The organism is Pseudomonas sp. FSO-7, from assembly GCF_059579345.1.
The window spans coordinates 3,911,832-3,927,028 of the sequence record NZ_CM184193.1 but is presented as its reverse complement, the minus strand read 5'-3'; the positions used below and the strand labels follow the sequence as shown (position 1 = coordinate 3,927,028).

The window sequence follows — 15,197 nt, the reverse complement described above, 5'->3', positions numbered from 1 at the left end:
GAACAGGATGAGCGACATCAGATATCACGGAAATGAGATTGCCGTTATTTCCATGGCTTGCCGGTTCCCGGGCGCCGACTCCATCGAGCAATTCTGGGAAAACTTAACATCGGGTCACGAGTCCATCGAGTCTGTTTCCCTAGGCTCCTTGCTGGAAGCGGGGGTTCCGGCTGAACGGGTTAATCGGGAAGACTACGTTGCCATGGCGGCCCGTCTGAATAATGTCGACCGGTTCGACGCGGGTTTTTTCGAAATGTCAGCACGCGAGGCAGCGATTACCGACCCCCAGCATCGACTGTTACTTGAGTGTGCCTGGGAGGCGTTGGACGCTGCGGGATTTAGCAAGGACCGTGAGGCATTGAACATTGGGGTGTTCGCTGGCGCAGGCAACAACGGTTACCTTCACACCAATGTCATGGGGGAGGAGGACATCGGCGAAACCGGCTTTTTGGACAGTAGCGCCGGTTTCATGAATTTGTTGGGTAACGATAAGGATTATCTGGCGACGCGGATCGCTTATAAATTGGGGTTGCGGGGCCCCGGTCTAAACATCCAGACGGCGTGTTCGACTTCGTTGGTTTCGATTCATATGGCGTGCCAGAGCCTGCTCCTGGGCGAGTGTGATGTTGCATTGGCCGGGGGTGTGACTGTTCTGGTGCCCCATGCCCAGGGTTATGTCTACCAAGAGGGGATGATCCAATCGCCAGATGGGCACTGTCGGGCGTTCGATTCCGCCGCGCGGGGCACGGTCTTTGGAAGTGGCGCCGCGCTGGTCACACTCAAGAGGCTTGGCGATGCACTGGAAGCGGGTGATCCCATTCAGGCTGTCATCAAGGGATCGGCCATCAATAACGACGGTTCCAAGAAAGTCAGCTTTGCTGCCCCCAGCTCCCGAGGACAAGCTGAAGTCATTGAACGGGCACTTGAGAATGCGGAGGTGAGCGCCGCCACTCTCGACTTTGTAGAGACCCATGGTACAGGCACCCCATTAGGCGATCCGATAGAGTTCAAAGCGCTGATGGATGTGTTTACACAGCACGGCGCCCAGGCAAACACCTGTGCATTGGGTTCGGTGAAAACCAACATCGGCCATCTCATCGCGGCGGCTGGCGTGGCGGGTTTTATCAAGACGGTACTGGCGCTCAAGCACCGGACCATTCCCGCCACACTGCACTTCAAGAACGCCAATAAAGACATCCATCTGGATGGCAGTCCGTTCTTCATCAGCGCCAAAACCCTTCCCTGGCCGACCACCGATTCCCCTCGCCGCGCAGGCGTCAGCTCCTTTGGGGTGGGCGGTACGAATGCTCATGTCGTTCTTGAGGAGGCCCCCCTGACATCGGCGCCTTCGCTGAAAGAGTCCGGCGGTCCCTACCTTCTGGCGCTTTGCGCCAAGGATCGTGGCGCCCTGGCAGACCTCATCAACCAGTACCGCGAATTGCTCGAACGCCCGGCGGTGTCGTCGCTGCGCGATATCTGTTACAGCGCCCGTGCTGGCCGGGCTGAATTCCCTTTTCGATACACCGTGTCGGCCGGCGAGCCAGAAACCCTTCTGACGAAACTGCAACAAGAAGATAAAGATATTCACTGGGTCGACCCTGCCAAGGAGACCGGGCTGGTTTTCGTGTTCACGGGTCAAGGTGCCCAGTTTCCAGACATGGGCAAAGATCTCTACCAGCATAACGAGGTGTTTCGAACGTCTATTGATCGTTGCGATGCCATTGCGCAAACCTGCATGGGAATGTCCCTGCGCACGATCCTTTTTCCTTCGCCAGGCGATGAGGCCGGGCTTATAGATCAGACGCGCTATGCGCAACCCGCCTTGTTTGCGTTGGAGTATTCCCTTGCCCAGGTTTGGCTGAGCCTTGGCGTTGTCCCCGATATTGTGCTTGGGCACAGTCTTGGTGAATTTTCGGCCGCTTGTGTGGCGGGTGTGTTCAGTCTTGAAGACGGCATGACCCTGGTCGCCGAGCGTGGACGCCTCATGCAGGCGCTCCCCCTGGATGGCGGAATGTCAGCCGTCTCGCTGAACCACGACGAGGTGCGCGAGTTGCTGGCTCAGCATGCCATCGATCTGAGCATCGCAGCCATCAACGCCCCGGCCAACGTGGTGGTTTCCGGCGCCCTGAGCGAGTTGAGCAGACTCTACCCCGTGCTAGACGCCCTGGAGACCAAGTACACGCGCCTGAATGTCTCCCATGCGTTCCATTCCGAACTGATGGAACCGATACTCAAGCCCTTTGCCGGCGTTCTGGGGCGCATCAAAATGTCGGCCCCTCGCTATCCACTGATCAGCAACGTCAGCGGGGAGATAGCCACAGAGCGTCTAATGGCGTCGGAGCATTGGCTTGACCATGTTCGCCAGCCAGTACGCTTCATGGACTGCATCCGGGGCGCATTCAAAAAAGGTGGCCGGACTTTTCTGGAGATCGGGCCAAAGGCGGTGTTGTCGACGATTGGAGCGGCCTGCCTGCAACCTGATGACGCCGACCAGACCACCTGGATAACGAGTCTGAACAGCAAGGTCGCTGATCGCGAACAAATGCTGGAAAGCGCGGGGCGCTTGTTCGAGGCCGGGATTGAACTTGACTGGGAGGTCCTTCTAGAGGGCTCGACGGCGACACGCATAGACACGCCAAACTACCCCTTTCAGCGGGTGCCTCATTGGATCGGCCCTCGCGTTCCGGCACAACCTCAGTGGATGACGGCCGTGGACTGGGTGCAGCAACCCATCAACGCGCAAGTAACCCACGACGATCAGAGCGTCGCCGGGGTCTGGCTGTTCATTGGGGGAACGAGCGAACTCGTCCAGGGTATCCAGAACGGCCTGTCAATTCGTGACGAACACTTGGTTCGCGCTGTATTCGCGACCGATTGCCGTCGGATCAGCGCCAATACCTGGCACATCAGGTCCGACTCCCCCTCAGATATCCACGAGGTGTTTCGAACACTGCCCATTTCAGCGCGGAATCCGCTCAGAGGCGTTGTTCACCTCGGTGGGACCGAGCAACGGTCCGCAGACAATCATGCTTTGGGTCACGAAGACCTTGGTGCCCTGAATGCCGGTCTCTACAGCGTGTTGGCCACGTTGCAAGCGCTGACGGCCAGCTCCAGCTCAGAGGTCGCCAGGCTTTGGATCATGACGCGCGCGGCGGTAAACGTGCGTTCCGCCGCTTCGTCGATCAACGTTTCTCAAGCCACACTTTGGGGTCTGTCCAAAGTGATCGCGCAGGAAGAGCCGGCTGTTTGGGGCGGCTTCATCGATTTGCCTCCGAGCATCGAGGATGTCGGTGCGGATCTGCTCCTGGCATCGCAATTGATTCTTGCAAACGGGCAGGAAGATCAATTCGCTATCCGTCATTCCAATGTTCATGTGCCCCGACTCATAGCGGTGTCGCCCGCTAAATCGAGGCCTGTGGCGCTAAGTCCGGAAGCGACCTATCTGGTCGTTGGTGGGCTGGGTGGGCTAGGGCGCGAGGTCCTTGCAGGGTTAGTGGAGAAGGGCGCCCGTCATCTGGCGGTGGTCGGACGCAAACCGCTGGAAGCGACTGGCGCGACCTTGCTGGAAACGTTTAGACGTCAGGGTGTGGATATCGACTACCTCACTCTGGATATCGCCTCCCGTGAGGCTGTTGAGCCGCTGATGTCGTACATAGGTGCTCTGCAATGGCCGTTACGCGGTGTGCTGCAGTTGGCGGGGGCTGTTGAAGATGCTGTCCTCTCGAAGTTGAGCACATCCTCTCTCAGGCATGTCTTGTCGCCGAAGCTGCAGGGTACCCAGGTGCTGGACCATGTCACCCGGGCCCAGTCGCTGGACTTTTTCGTAGGTTTCTCGTCAATTAGCGCGTCGCTGGGGTTCAAGGGCCAAGCGAACTATGTTGCGGCCAACAGTGCGATGGACGCCATTATGGAAAACCGCGTCAGTTCGGGATTACCTGGTTTAAGCATCGCGTGGGGGCCTTGGTCATCCGAGGGCATGGCCAGTCGGGTCGACAAGGTGTTCAAGAAGCGCCTGTCGACGCTAGGCATCAATTACATGACGGCGAAAGTCGGCTTGCGAAAGTTGTGGGACAACCTGAGTGCGCAAGGTGTCGTCGGTATAGCACCGATCGACTGGGCGCCATATAAGGCGCATTTACAATCCAGCGACTGGCCGTACCTATCGCTTATTGATGCGCAACACTCAGCGGACACAACAATCGTGGAGCACGACAGCGTCCCGTTTCTCGAGGCTGCGTCGTTGCTGGATGACGAGCAACGACAGGCATTCATCCAGAGCAAGTTGATGTCCGTTGCGGCCCGGGTTGCAGGCAGTCTCGATGCCGACGCAAGTCCAGTGGACAAGTCGCTCACAATGATGGGTTTTGATTCGTTGATGACCGTTGAATTTCGCAACAGTCTGAAAAAGCTCGGTATCAACTTTCCCCTGGACAGGCTTATCGTCGGCGCCACCCTCAGCGATATCACCGACTTCGTACTTGAGCACCTTGAGGCGGTCCGTCAAGACAACCCGACCGAGCGAGCAGACAGTCGCTCTCCTGAGTCGCAAGCAGTGCAGACATCGGACTGCGTGGTTATTCCAATCCCTAGACCAGAAGCAACGCTGCGCTTGTTCTGCTTTCCCTATGCCGGCGGCGGGCCCGCGGTATTCAAGGGTTGGGCGGATCGGTTGCCCGATCATATCGAGCTTTGCTTACTGCAATTGCCCGGTCGTAATGCACGGCTGAGGGAAAAGTCGTACACCCGCATGGAAGAGCTGGTGACAAAACTGACCCCTGAACTGATTCCCTATCTAGACCGGCCGTTCGCATTCTTTGGTCTGTGCCTGGGCGGCGTACAGGCATTCGAGGTGGCTCAACGCCTGGTCAATGTACATAACCTGCACCCGACGCATTTGATTTTCGCAGGGAGTCGGGCACCGCACTTTTACAACGAGCATCAATTCGCTTCCGATGTCCTGCAGTTCAATTACGAGTCGGATCGTGAGCCTGCGGCGAGCGATGACGGCGAGCTCATTGCAATGCTCAAGGAAATGAATTTTGCCAATAATCAAGCACTGTTCGATGACGCTGAAATGCGTGACTTGATGCTTCCCATCATCAAGGCTGACTATGAAATAAATAACACCTATCTGTACGAGCCCAGCCCCCGTCTCGAGGTCCCGATTACCTCGATTGGAGGGCGCATCGACCCCTACGCCACAGGCGTGCACATCACCGGCTGGCGTGAGCATACGACTCATGCGTTCAAGTCGGTGTTCTGTGCGGGAGACCATTACTTCGTGGAAGGGCAGCGCGACCTGATAGCCAATATCGTGGTGGAAACCCTCGCCAGTTCCTCCCATTCAAACATCAGCCGCTCAGCAGAAACCGTCCATCAATAGGAGAGTACAAATGCCTTCATTTTTCGTACGTACTGCGCTGTGCCTCGTTCTAAGCCTGACCGCTCACTTGGCTTTCGCGTCATCCGACGCTCGCTCGATCCGGTTCTACGACGGCGGCTGGGAGAATATCCAGATCGACAATCATATCGCCATGTACATCCTCAAGCATGGATACGGTATGAACGTAGAGTCGGTAAGTCTTGATATCGCGCAAATGCAAAAAGCGATGGAAACGGGCGACATCGATATCAACATGGAGATGTTTACGTCGCTGATGCCTCAGTGGGTCGAGGATCAGAGGGCAAAGAAAGCCATCTTCGATTTCGGTCCCACTTATGAGCGTCTCACACAGGCATTCTACGTGCCCACCTACATGATCAAGGGCGATGCCAAGCGCGGAATCAAACCTACGACCCCTGATCTGAAACGTGTCGAAGACCTCCCCAAGTATGCTGAGGTATTCAAGCGCGCATCGGGATCAGGCAAGGCCACCTGGTTAAACTGCATCAGTAGTTGGGCGTGCCGGGAAATCAACCTGATTAAAATGGCCACTTACGGGGTGGATCGCTCTTTTACGCCAGTGGAGCTCAAGTCTGAGTCAGCGCTCAACGCCGCGATTATTTCAGCTTACGAGAAGGGCCAGCCCTTCATGACCTATTACTGGGACCCTAGCCCTCTGATGGGGGAACTGGACCTGACACGCCTTGAAGAGCCCGCCTACAGCGAAGCCTGCTGGGACGCCATCAAGGACAGCCTTGCCCAGTTCAAGGAGGGTGTCGGGAGTCGGCAAGCGTGCGCATACGCAGATATCTCCCTCAATAAATACACGTCGGCTAAATTCGCCAAAGAGCATCAGGCAGTCATCCCTTTCTTGAAGTCGATGTTCGTTGGAACCGATACTATCCGGACGCTGGCAACACGCATGGTCACCCACAAAGAAACCCCCGAGCAAACGGCGCGTTATTACTTGCGTAACCATCCGGCTGATTGGAAGGGTTGGGTGCCTGAAGAGGTGTTCAAGAAAGTGTCCGAGACGCTGTAGGCATTGAGGTACGGCCGAGCGCTTTGTCCACGCGGTAGGCTGTAAAAGCAGTGCATGAGGTGTGTTTGGCGAAGCGGGGTGATTGGTTTGGGGCCGCTTCGCGACCCCACGGGGGAGTGACGATCAGGTGTCGGATTGCCGAGCCGTCCAGTGCTTCATTTCTTCGGCAATGAAGTGGTTCACCAGGTCGCTGTACAGCTTTTCGATGGCGTCCGGGCTCAGGCCCTCGGCCTCGGCCCATTCGCGCCGTGTCGCCAGCATGGCCTTGAAACGCTCCGGCGCACGTACCGACGTGGCCGAGGTCTTGAACTTCGAGGCCGCGAGTACATATTGAAAACGCTTGCCCAGCAGTTTGATGACCGCCTGGTCGAGGGCATCGATTTCGCCTCGGATGTCCTCCATGTTGACGCACTCCGAGGGTTATAGCCGATTGCAGACTTCCATGTAGATCACTCCATTGGTTTGAGCGGGATCGGCCCAGCCTGAGCCGATGTTTTGATGGGGGTTAAAAATACCAATCTTCGGCGCGAACGACCCGGCAAAAAGGGCCGGCCAGCGTTGCGTTGTGATGGGCGATGATCACTGGCGCCTTCACGTCCGGCGTGTCGGCGCACGTATGACCATCGGCGATCAGCACGGCATCGAAGCCCAGGTCCCGGGCGGCGCGGCACGTGCTGTCGACACAATACTGGGTTTTCATGCCTGCGATAACCACGCCCTCGGCGCCACGGGCCTTCAGTTGCTCGACCAGATCCGTCATGGCAAACGCATTGGGGCGGTTCTTTTCGAAGATCACCTCGTTGCCCGCCAGTCGCAATTGCGGCAGCAGCTGTGTCAATGGACTTCCAGGTTCGATGGGCGAGCCAGGCGGACCGACGTGGCGAGCCAGGAAGATGGGGGCACCAGCGCTGCGAGCCTTGGCCAACAGGGCATTTAACCTGGCCAGCAGCGCTTCACCTGCCCAGGGTTTATGCGGGCCGTGAAACAACCCGACTTGCATATCGAGAATCAACAGTGCGTGCATCGTGCTTTCCTTGCGTGTGGGCCAGCGACGCAAGGGCAAAAGAACAGGCCCTTACCATCACTGGCGGGCCTTTGAGATTCTTGTGTTATGCGCTCACGACACCTCACGCCCCGCCTGGGCGGTCGTGGTTGTGGTGGTCGAGGTGAGCTTTGGGCGATTCATGGTGCTGACAATATCGGCATGTCATGGGGGTTGGCAAGCGGGGGGGCGGCTCGCGATAGGGGTGGTTCAGTTGCTTGGAGGGTGAACTGGCTGGCCTCATCGCGAGCAGGCTCGCTCCCACAGGAGGCTTGGGCTGGCTCGCAAATCGAGGCGCGCCACCGATCAAATTGTGGGAGCGAGCCTGCTCGCGATGGCATTCGATCAGTCAACCAAAATCTCAAAACCGCAGGTCTAGCCGCCGGTGTCTTCCGGTTCCAGCGCTTGCAGCCAGCGGTTCTCCGAGCGGCTCAGATGCTGGCGCATCGAGGTTTGGGCGCCGAGTACATCCTTGTGGGCCACGGCACGCAGGATCGCCTCATGCTCCACGACCGCGGCTTCCCACGTCAGGGCATTCTCCGAGTGTTTGCTCAGGTGAGCCGAAATCGGGTTGTGGCGTTCATCAAACAGCGCGGTGATGATCCGCACCAGGGCGGAGTTGCCGCTCATCTTGGCCAGGCGCTGATGGAATTTACGGTCATCCTCCAGCGGCGGCAGGCCATTGGCGATGCTCGCGCGCATGGCATCGATGCAGTCCTGCAGATAGCGGTAGTCGCTTTTCTTGCCATGCAGACACGCCAGGATCACCGACTCGCCTTCGATCAACGCACGCGCCTGCATCAGTTCCGAAGGGCTCTCGCCCAAGGTCATGCTCGGGGTCTTTCCGTCCTTGGCCCGGGCTCGCACGTACACGCCGGAGCCCATTTTGATCTCGATGTCGCCGTCTATTTCCAGGGCGATCAGGGCCTCGCGAAGCGATGGCCTGGAAACCCCCAACAGTTGCGTCAAGTCGCGCTCGGGAGGAAGCCTGGAGCCCACTTTGAAATCCCCCTGGGCGATGTAGTTGCGCAGTTGATCGGCGATTTTCTGGTATGGCTTGCGTTCGGCGGCGTTGATCGGTGAGACCATGGGGGGAAGTCCATCGGAGGGTCCGCAAAGGCTACCATAGGCGCTTGATGGTGGGAGCGAGCTTGCTCGCGAAGGTGGTGGGTCAGCTTGCATCAATGCTGAATGTACCGCCGCTTTCGCGAGCAGGCTCGCTCCCACAGGGAACAGGTTGCAATGACTCCCTCATTCACATCACCGCACCGATCTGCCAAGGCAGGAACTCATTGTCGCCCAAGCCGTTTTCCTCGCTGCAGGTGCGGTGCCCGGAGGCGGTCGCCAGCATCAGCCGGAACAACCGCTCACCCGCCTGGGCCACCGATTCCAGGCCGTCGACAATGCCGCCGGCGTTGAAGTCCATGTCCAGCTCCATGCGTTGGAACAGCCGGGTGTTGGTGGCGATTTTCAACGAGGGCGTGGGCTTGCACCCGTAGGTCGAGCCGCGACCCGTGGTGAAGCAGATCAGGTTCGCGCCCCCCGCCACCTGGCCGGTCGCCGACACCGGGTCGTAGCCGGGGGTGTCCATGAACACCAGGCCCCGGGCATCGACCGTTTCAGCGTATTGGTAAACGCCCATCAGCCCGGTCGCACCGGCTTTCGCCACGGCGCCCAGGGATTTTTCCAGGATGGTGGTGATGCCCCCGGCCTTGTTGCCCGGCGAGGGGTTGTTGTTCATGTCACCGTCGTTGTGGCGGACATAGGCTTCCCACCAATGGATCCGCGCCATCAATTTTTCCGCGATGTCGGCAGACGCGGCGCGGGCCGTCAGCAAGTGTTCGGCTCCGTAGATTTCCGGGGTTTCCGAAAGGATCGCCGTGCCGCCCTGTTGCACCAGCAGGTCCACGGCCGCGCCGAGCGCCGGGTTGGCCGTGATGCCGGAGTAGCCATCCGAGCCACCGCATTGCAAGCCGACGCATAAGTGGCTGGCGGCGACTGTCGTCCGCTGGCATTGGTTGATGAGGGGCAGCATCGCTTCAATGTGGGCGATGCCACGTCGCACGGCGTCGCGAGTGCCGCCTTCGTCCTGGATGACCAGGCTGGCCTTGAGCGCCGCGGGGCGAGCCCCCAGTTCATTCATCAACGGGGTGAGTTGATTGACCTCGCACCCCAGGCCGATCAACAGCACACCGGCGAAATTGGCGTGATCGGCATAGCCACGCAGGGTTCGCTTGAGGATGTCGATGCCTTCACCCTGGGCGCCCATGCCACAACCGCTGCCATGGGTGATCGCAACGACGCCATCGACGTTGGGGAAGTCTTTCAAGCGCTCGGCGGTAAAGGCGTTGGCGATCTGCTTGCAGACGGTAGCCGAGCAGTTGACGCTGGAAATGACCCCGATGTAATTGCGTGTGCCGACGCGTCCATCCTCACGGACGTAACCTTCGAAGGTCGCGGGGTGCTTGCTCAACGACGTGGGGACATAAACGTTCCGTACGCTGTGTTCGGCCGTGCTGACGGGCATGTCCAGGTTGTGCACGTGGACGTGATCGCCAGGCTCGATGGCCTGGGTGGCCTGGCCGATGGTTTGCCCGTACTTGAGCACTCGCTGGCCGGTCAACACCGGACGCAGGGCGATCTTGTGGCCGGACGGAACCGCTTGCCGGGCGATCAGGCTGATGCCGTCGCCACTCACCGGCTGACCTTCGGCGATATCGCCTCGGGCCACCGCGACGTCATCGCCGGGTGTCAACACAAGCAAAGAAGAGGGCGGATTCATGGGGTGTCCTCCGATGCCTAGCACTCGATGATTGCCTTGACGACACCTTGCTTGGGGTCGAGCAAGGTGGCGAACGAATGGGGCACGTCGCCCAGCGTCAGTCGGTGGGTGTTCAGGGCCGCATCCGGAATCAAGCCGTCGCGCAAGCATTGCTCGACGTGCCGGAAGTCTTCCTGGGTGGCGTTGCGGCTGCCCATCAACGTGGCTTCGCGCTTGTGGAACTCAGGGTCGGAGAAGGTGATGGAGTCCCGGACCACCGAGATCATCACATAGGTGCCGCCGTGGGCGATGAACTCGAACCCGCGCTCCATGGCCCGGGCATTGCCGGTGGCGTCGAACACCACGTCGAAAAAATCACCCCCGGTCAGTTCGGCCAGGGCTTGCTTGTCGCCTTCGCCGATGGGCACGGCGGCGTGGATATTCAGGTGTTGCTTGCAGAACGACAGGCGATCCTCGCGGGTATCCAGGACGGTGACTTTCGCACCGCGCAGGCTGGCGAAGATCGCCGCCGCCATGCCGATCGGGCCGGTACCGACCACCAGAGCGTGTTTCTGCGCCTGGATGTTCGAGCGACGCACCGCGTGAGCACCGATCGAGAGGAATTCGATCATCGCGGCCTGGTCCAGGGAAATCCCCACGGCTTTGTGCACGAACGCATGGGGAACGCTCAGGTACTGGGTGAAAGCGCCGTCGCAGTGAACCCCCAGCACCTGGATATGGGTGCAGCAGTTGGTCTTGCCCTGGCGGCAGGCGATGCAGGCCCCGCAGGACAGATAAGGCATCACATAGACGACGTCGCCGACAGCCAGGTCGCTGGCCTCGTCAGTGCCTTCCACGACACCGGAGAACTCGTGGCCCATGACCCGCGGATATTCGAGGTACGGTTGATTGCCGGTGAAGATGTGCAGGTCGGTGCCACAGACCCCGACGCGCTTGACCCGGATCAGGATCTCTCCCGGTTTCCTGAGGGGGTGTTCACGTTCGATGGCGGTGAGCGAGCCGGGTTCGTTACAGATGACTGTCAGCATGGCGATGCTCCTTGGCTGGCGTACAGGCAGTGACTGCCGGCACGCGGGAGGAGGGTTGTGAGCGCGCGGCTGCCGGGACCGGGGCTCTCTTTTTTGTTGTAGGCGAGCGGTGATCTGCACCGATGACCTTGGCCCGAAACTACAGGTCGGAAAAAATATTGGCAAGACCAATTAATAAAAAAATAGATTGGACTGACCAGTGTGTGGCCCAGGCATCGCCCGGCGCTGCACCATTGACTGGAACCCAGGTCCATCCCGACAGGTCACTCGTTTGTCAGGAACGAAAAACAGGACGGACCCTCTGATGCGACCGATTGACCTCACCTGCCTTTCCTGTGCCGCGCTGCTGTGCGTGGCGTGTTCAAGCCAAACCCCGGCCACATGGAGCTACGTAGACGCCCAAGGACGGGCCAATCTCCCCCCCGACCAGGCCTACCCCGAGCTCTTTGAAGCGGTGCAGCGTGGGCAGGTGTTCACCGACCAGAAGCATTTCGTGGACGCATTGCCCAACCGTGATCCGGCGCGGATCCGCGCCGATTACCTGGCCCAACGTGGCCGCGACGGCTTTGATATCAAGGCCTTCGTGAAAGACAACTTCATTGAATCCGGCGAAGCCGAAAGCCCGGCCCCCAAGCCTGGCGCGCCGATCAAGGAACACATCGACAGCCTCTGGCCGGTACTGAGCCGATCCTACAGCCAGGTGCCGGCCTACAGCAGTCTGTTGCCCTTGCCACAGCCTTATGTGGTGCCCGGCGGACGCTTTCGCGAGATGTACTACTGGGATTCGTATTTCACCATGCTGGGGCTCGAGCAAAGCGGCGATAAGGCCCAGGTCCGCCAGATGACCGACAACTTTGCCTACATGATCGACACCTACGGTCACATTCCCAACGGCAATCGCACCTACTACCTGAGCCGGTCGCAGCCGCCGTTCTTTGCCTATATGGTGGAGTTGCAGGCGCGCATCGAAGGCGACCAGGCGTATGGGCGATACCTGCCACAGTTGCAGAAGGAGTATGCCTATTGGATGGAGGGCGCCCAGGCACTCAAGCCCGGTGCGGCCGATCGGCACGTGGTCAAACTCGCCGATGGCAGTGTGCTCAATCGCTACTGGGATGCCAGCCCGACGCCGCGACAGGAATCCTGGTTGCAAGATGTCAGCACCGCCGAACAGGCGCCGGACCGGCTCAAGGAGGCGGTCTGGCGCGACCTGCGCGCCGGCGCCGAAAGCGGTTGGGACTTCAGCTCGCGCTGGTTGGACGATGGCCAGAACCTGGCGAGCATACGCACCACGGCCATCGTGCCCGTGGACCTCAATAGCCTGATCTATCATCTGGAACGCACCATCGCCAAAGCCTGTGAGACGGTGCAGAACAGCCCCTGCGTCCAGGCTTACGGCCAGCGCGCCGAACGGCGCCAGCGGGCCATCGAGCAGCACTTGTGGAATGCCGACAAAGGTTTCTATGTGGACTACGACTGGCAGCGCAACCAGCAACGCCAGCAACTCACGGCCGCGACGCTTTTCCCGCTGTACACCGGCCTGGCCTCCGTCGAGCATGCCAATCGCACCGCCGATGCGGTCCGTGACGGTCTATTGCGTGCCGGCGGCATCGCCACCACCCAGGTCAGCACCGGCCAGCAGTGGGATGAGCCCAACGGCTGGGCACCGCTGCAATGGGTGGCAGTGGAGGGGTTGGACCGCTATCAGCAAAAGGCGCTGGCGCAGCAGATTGGCAGCCGCTTTTTGCAGCAGGTACAGAACCTCTACCACAAGGAGAACAAGCTGGTAGAGAAATACGATTTATCTGGCCAGGGAAATGGTGGGGGAGGCGGCGAATATGAGCTGCAGGACGGCTTTGGCTGGACCAACGGGGTGACGCTGAAGCTGATGAACAAGTATGGCGCAACCTCACCCATCACCAGGCCGTAGACTGAACACCGTGGCGAGGGAGCTTGCTCCCGCCGGGCTGCGCAGCAGCCCTTGAGTTCCCCTCACCACAATGAACCCGCCAAGTCTCAAGTAAGCGCCATCGCACCATTCGGAACATCACCCTCCGGCAACACCACGTGCGGGCTGCCCGGCGTCAAAATGACCTTCCTGCAATCCTCCTGCTTCTTGTCGAAAAGCTTGTAGCCCTCGGCGGCCTGCTCCAGCGACATCCGATGGCTGATGATCACCTCAGGGGACAAGCGGCCGGTTTCGATATGGCCAAGCAGTTTGGGCAGATAACGCTGCACGTGGGTCTGGCCCATCTTGAAGGTCAGGCCTTTGTCGAACGCATCGCCAAACAGGAAGCCGTGGATGAAGCCGGCATACACCCCCGGCACGCTCACCACACCGCCGCGCCTGACTGCCGCAATGCATTGGCGCAGCGCCTTGCCGCTGCTGCCTTCGAGCTTGAGCGTGGCCAGCACCGTTTCGGTGGTGCTGCCCTTGGCCTCGAAACCCACCGCATCGACCACACCGTCCACGCCGCGCATACCTTTGGTCTGACGAATGATCGTGTCTGCAGGGTCGTCGTCTTCATCGAAGTTGATTGGAATCACGCCGTAGGTTTGCTGCGCGTAGGCCAGGCGATAGGGATGATGATCGACCATGAAGATCTGGTCGGCGCCCAACATCCGCGCGCAAGCGGCACTCAACAGACCGACGGGCCCGGCGCCGTAGATCGCGATACTCGAACCCTTGCCGATCCCGGTGTTGGTGACCGCTTGAAACGCGGTCGGCAAGATGTCCGAGAGGAACAGTACCTTTTCGTCCGACAGGGTTCCCGGCACCTTGAACGGCCCGGTGTTGGCCTTTGGAACACGTACGTACTCGACCTGGCCGCCCGGTATGCCGCCGTACAGGTGGCTGAAACCGAAAAGCGCCGCGCCCGGTGGAATGGCCTTCTTGTTCAGGATCGCGCCACGCCCGGTGTTGGTGGTTTCACAGGCTGCGAACAGATCCATCTGGCAGAAAAAACAGCTGCCGCAGGCGATCACGAACGGAATCACCACACGGTCGCCGGGTTGCACCGCGGTCACCGCTGAACCCGTTTCCTCGACGATCCCCATGAACTCATGTCCGAAGATATCACCGTGCTCGACGGCGGGGATTTTCCCGCGATAGAGGTGCAGGTCGGAACCGCAAATCGCCGTTGCCGTAACCCGCAGAATGATGTCGTCGCTGTCCACCAGGACGGGGTCGGCGACCGTATCGACTTTCACACTGTGGGCACCGTGATAGGTGAGTGCTCTCATGACGTCCTGCCTTTCTCGATAGTGGGTAAAGGGCAGAGGGGCGATTCTGGACGGAAGTTCAGAGAGATGACGGGCCATGGGACTAGCGGTCGTTTTGTGCTGCGCAGGTACTTTTGGACGTGGGCTGGTCGCGTTGCCCGGCTGCTATCGCTGGCCTGTCCAATACCGGACGACAGCCCCCTCGCGCCCCTGCACCGGATCGCTTTCGGGAAATGGCAGGGTCGCGATCTTCGCCAGTTGGGCTTCGCTCGGTGCTTCACGGCAGATGTCGGCTTGTTGACCGGGAGGGTAGGCGCCGACTACCAGAAAATTCTCGCTGGCGTGCAGGTTGCAGTGGCCTGTACCGGCGGGGAGCAGCAATACGTCACCGGCTTTCACCTCGAGGACATGTCCCTGCGGACCGCCAATCATCAAGCGCGCCTGGCCACTGGCGACGCCCAGCACCTCATGGCCTTCGGTATGGTAGTGGTGGTAGTGGTAAATCCCATAACGCCATTGAGGGGGCCAACCATTGGCGCGAAAAGTCTCTTCGATCAACGCCGCTGCATCGCCGTCCCCAATGGCGATGGCGCCGGAGTAGACGAGCACGGGCAGGCGCGGGTTGTTGGGGACCCAGCCGTTGCGTTCCAATATCAGGGCCTGCACGAAATCCGATACTTCGTGAAATGTGCTCATCG

The 15,197-nt window shown here is 59.7% G+C and carries 9 protein-coding genes and 1 pseudogene; 3 read left to right on the top strand and 7 right to left on the bottom strand.

What is annotated here, in order from left to right:
• Positions 1-7: 7 nt before the first annotated feature.
• Both AC515T_RS16890 and AC515T_RS16885 read left to right on the top strand, forming a co-directional pair.
• A complete protein-coding gene (locus tag AC515T_RS16890; RefSeq protein WP_496529259.1) occupies positions 8-5,383 on the top strand; it encodes an SDR family NAD(P)-dependent oxidoreductase in 5,376 nt (1,791 codons plus the stop codon).
• A gap of 10 nt (positions 5,384-5,393) precedes the next feature.
• Positions 5,394-6,425, top strand: a complete 1,032-nt coding sequence (locus AC515T_RS16885) for a glycine betaine ABC transporter substrate-binding protein (RefSeq protein WP_496529258.1) — start codon at positions 5,394-5,396, stop codon at positions 6,423-6,425.
• Between the two features lie 123 nt (positions 6,426-6,548).
• On the opposite strand, the pseudogene AC515T_RS16880 reads toward AC515T_RS16885, so the two are convergent.
• The 5 genes and pseudogenes from AC515T_RS16880 to AC515T_RS16860 all read right to left on the bottom strand — a co-directional run bounded on the left by AC515T_RS16880 (position 6,549) and on the right by AC515T_RS16860 (position 11,277).
• Positions 6,549-6,869 (bottom strand): annotated as a pseudogene (locus tag AC515T_RS16880) (isochorismate lyase).
• 61 nt (positions 6,870-6,930) lie between these two features.
• Positions 6,931-7,449: an isochorismatase family protein gene (locus AC515T_RS16875; RefSeq protein ID WP_496529257.1), complete on the bottom strand. Its 519-nt coding sequence runs from the start codon at positions 7,447-7,449 to the stop codon at positions 6,931-6,933.
• A gap of 393 nt (positions 7,450-7,842) precedes the next feature.
• Positions 7,843-8,556, bottom strand: coding sequence for a FadR/GntR family transcriptional regulator (locus tag AC515T_RS16870; RefSeq protein ID WP_496529256.1), 714 nt, complete (start codon positions 8,554-8,556; stop codon positions 7,843-7,845).
• Between the two features lie 166 nt (positions 8,557-8,722).
• Positions 8,723-10,249, bottom strand: coding sequence for a UxaA family hydrolase (locus tag AC515T_RS16865; RefSeq protein WP_496529255.1), 1,527 nt, complete (start codon positions 10,247-10,249; stop codon positions 8,723-8,725).
• Positions 10,250-10,266: 17 nt separating this feature from the next.
• Positions 10,267-11,277: a zinc-binding alcohol dehydrogenase family protein gene (locus tag AC515T_RS16860; RefSeq protein ID WP_496529254.1), complete on the bottom strand. Its 1,011-nt coding sequence runs from the start codon at positions 11,275-11,277 to the stop codon at positions 10,267-10,269.
• 304 nt (positions 11,278-11,581) lie between these two features.
• Here AC515T_RS16860 and treA point away from each other — a divergent pair, with 304 nt between their 5' ends.
• The gene (gene treA / locus AC515T_RS16855; protein WP_496529253.1) at positions 11,582-13,207 is read left to right on the top strand and encodes an alpha,alpha-trehalase TreA; all 1,626 of its coding nucleotides are present in this window, start codon (positions 11,582-11,584) and stop codon (positions 13,205-13,207) included.
• 86 nt (positions 13,208-13,293) lie between these two features.
• Here the strand turns inward: treA and AC515T_RS16850 are convergent, their stop codons facing one another.
• Complete coding sequence (locus AC515T_RS16850; protein WP_496529252.1) at positions 13,294-14,520, bottom strand: zinc-dependent alcohol dehydrogenase; 1,227 nt, start codon at positions 14,518-14,520, stop codon at positions 13,294-13,296.
• A 144-nt stretch (positions 14,521-14,664) separates the two neighbouring features.
• On the bottom strand, positions 14,665-15,195 hold the full coding sequence (locus tag AC515T_RS16845; protein ID WP_496529251.1) for a cupin: 531 nt from the start codon (positions 15,193-15,195) through the stop codon (positions 14,665-14,667).
• Between the last annotated feature and the right edge of the window lie 2 nt (positions 15,196-15,197).